Origin of the sequence: Clostridium nigeriense, assembly GCF_050585245.1 — a bacterium.
Classification (GTDB): domain Bacteria; phylum Bacillota; class Clostridia; order Clostridiales; family Clostridiaceae; genus Clostridium; species Clostridium nigeriense_A.
The window spans coordinates 1-2,765 of record NZ_JBNOOF010000029.1 but is presented as its reverse complement, the minus strand read 5'-3'; the positions used below and the strand labels follow the sequence as shown (position 1 = coordinate 2,765).

1 protein-coding gene and 2 tRNA genes are annotated in these 2,765 nt (G+C 27.3%); 1 reads left to right on the top strand and 2 read right to left on the bottom strand.

What is annotated here, in order from left to right:
- The first annotated feature begins 445 nt into the window (after window positions 1–445).
- A tRNA-Arg gene (locus ACQPUY_RS17625) sits at window positions 446–522 on the top strand.
- 44 nt (window positions 523–566) lie between these two features.
- Here ACQPUY_RS17625 and pulA read toward each other — a convergent pair.
- Complete coding sequence (gene pulA / locus ACQPUY_RS17620) at window positions 567–2,546, bottom strand: type I pullulanase (RefSeq protein ID WP_430843351.1); 1,980 nt, start codon at window positions 2,544–2,546, stop codon at window positions 567–569.
- 143 nt (window positions 2,547–2,689) lie between these two features.
- Window positions 2,690–2,763, bottom strand: a tRNA-Gly gene (locus tag ACQPUY_RS17615).
- Window positions 2,764–2,765: the final 2 nt, after the last annotated feature.

Below are 2,765 nucleotides of genomic sequence, written 5' to 3'. Positions count from 1 at the left end.
TGAGTCTTAATTTTAAGACTTAAAAGAATTGCTGGTTTATTTTATACTTAACTTATATTCTGTTCAATTTTCAAAGATCATTTTTTCGTCGCCTTCAAGCGACTTCCTTATCTTATCATCTTGAGTTTTTCTTGTCAACACATTTTTTAAAACATTTTTTAAAACATATTTCTCAAAACTTCTTTGACTTAGTTCCCAAGAACATTGACTATTTTATCATAGTGATTTATATATGAATCTAAAATTATCTTGTTTATTTAAGATTATATATTTTTTTCTCATTTATATATATACTTTTCTTTATTTTACATATATTGATACACTAGGATATGTTTAAGTATAATATCTAAATATTCTTTACATATTTTCAATAAATTTAATTAATGTTAGTATAAACGTAGAAATTATATTTTATTCATACTATAATGTATTGTGTATTAATTTTGCATCTATAGCTCAGCTGGATAGAGCGCTGGACTTCGAATCCATCGGTCGGGGGTTCAAATCCCTCTAGGTGCACCAAAAAGGACTATAACAATATTGTTATAGTCCTTTTATAATTCTTTCTATAAATATCTAACTATTAAAGCCGAGATAGGTTTTATATTAATTAGATTATTGTTTATTCTATAAAGTCCTTTTTCATTGATATCCTGCCCATCTAAAATAGCTATAAAGTTATTATGCTTTAAATCTATTTCAATATTATGTTTATTTCCATTAAAAAATACTGCTATTTTTCCTAAAGAATCATTAATTCTATCTCCATGTGCTATATAACCAACAAAATTTTTTAAGTTATCTTCCAAGGTTAAAAATTCTATATTATCATTTATATCTTTCGATGAATTCATCTTAAAAATTTTATGATTTTTTCTTAACTCTATTAATTTTCTATAATAATTGAATACATCTATATATTTTTCTTTTCTACTCCAATAAAATTTATTCACATAATCTGATGATCTATAACTATTTTCAATTAACGTCCCACTTCTATCCTTTTTAGTTCTCAATATTTCATCTCCAGCATGAATAAATGGGATTCCTTGAGAAGTTAATATTATAGCTGCTGCTAATTTATTCATTTTAATTCTATCATACTTAGGAAACGAAGGCTTAACTAAAGCTAATTTGTCCCAAAGAGTATAATTATCATGAGCTGATGTATAACTTATTACTTGATATGGTTCAAGAGCCCATGGAATTTTTGAATACTTAAGTTTATTAAAATTAATATCTTTATGATTTGTAGATGCTACTATACCAAATTTTATCGTTTCCTCAAAGCCATTACCTCCATTTATAAATCCACCCTTTTTCGCTTCAAATACACTCCCTTTTATTGCATCTCTTATATCATCACTAAAGGCCCCTACTTGTAATTTTCCAAATCGAGATATATTCTCTTTAAGTGCTAAAAAATTATTTTCTAAAATTGATGTTCCAGCCTTCCACCCTTCCCCATAGATTATTATATTTTCTGGTAACTTTTTTCTAATAATCTTCATAGTTTCAATATCATGAAGTCCCATTAAATCAAATCTAAAACCATCTATTTTATATTCATCTACCCAATACTTTAAAGAGTCTAATATAAATTTCCTAACCATTATTCTTTCTGATGCTAATTCATTTCCACATCCTGAACCATTAGAAAAGCTTCCATCAATATTATTCCTGTAATAATATTTAGGTAATATTCTATTAAAATTAGAATCTTCTGTATCAGCTGTATGATTAAACACAACATCCATTACGACCTTGAATCCATTTTCATGAAGCTTCATTATTAATTCCTTAAACTCTTTTATCCTTACTTCACCAAAATACGGATTACTTGAATAAGATCCTTCCGGCACATTATAGTTTAATGGATCATATCCCCAATTATACTCTTCTTCACTAAAATATCTTTCATCTATAGTTTTATAATCAAAAGCTGGAAGAATTTGAATTACATTTACACCTAATTCTTTTAAATGATTGATTCCAGTTTTTATCTTTCTATTATTATTAAAAGTTTCTGCGCAAAACCCCTTAAATTTACCCTTTATATCATTATCAACGCCTGAATTATTATCTATCGTAAAATCTCTTATATTAACTTCATATATAATAGCATCTAAAGGACTCTTAAGCTTTGGAATAACATGATTATTCCATCCAATAGGATTGGTCTGATCCAAATCTATTACCATTCCCCTTTTGCCATTAACCCCAACAGCTTTCGCATATGGATCTACGACTTCTTTTTCAACTCCACTTTGCTCTACAAGATAATTATAAAATTCTCCATTTAAATTTTCTTCAACCTCTAAATTCCAAATTCCATTCTCTTGATATTCCATTTCTATAACTTCTTTTGAATCTGAACTATAATCATAACCATCTTTTCCATAAAAAATTACTTTCACCGATTCTGCTAAAGGAGCCCAAAGCTTAAACACAGTTCTATTATTATTATAAATTGGTCCTAGTTTACCTTCATATTTGTATAATTCATCAAATTTTTTTATATTATCCTTATCATAAAAACTATCCATAGCATATCCTCCTATAAGGTAATTATATTTCAAAAAATCCATTTTTTTATATTTATTCTTAATCTTTGGATTTAAATACAAATTGCATGCTATAGTTTTGTTAAAATAATAAAAAAGCTTACGAATACTCGTAAGCTTTTTTTTGGAGCGGGTGATGAGAATCGAACTCACGTAACTTGCTTGGAAGGCAAGGGCTCTACCATTGAGCTACACCCGCAT

What these genes read in the sequence shown, in the direction of transcription:
- pulA (WP_430843351.1), bottom strand. Translation starts at nt 2,546, where the DNA reads ATGGATAGTTTTTATGATAAGGATAATATAAAAAAATTTGATGAATTA.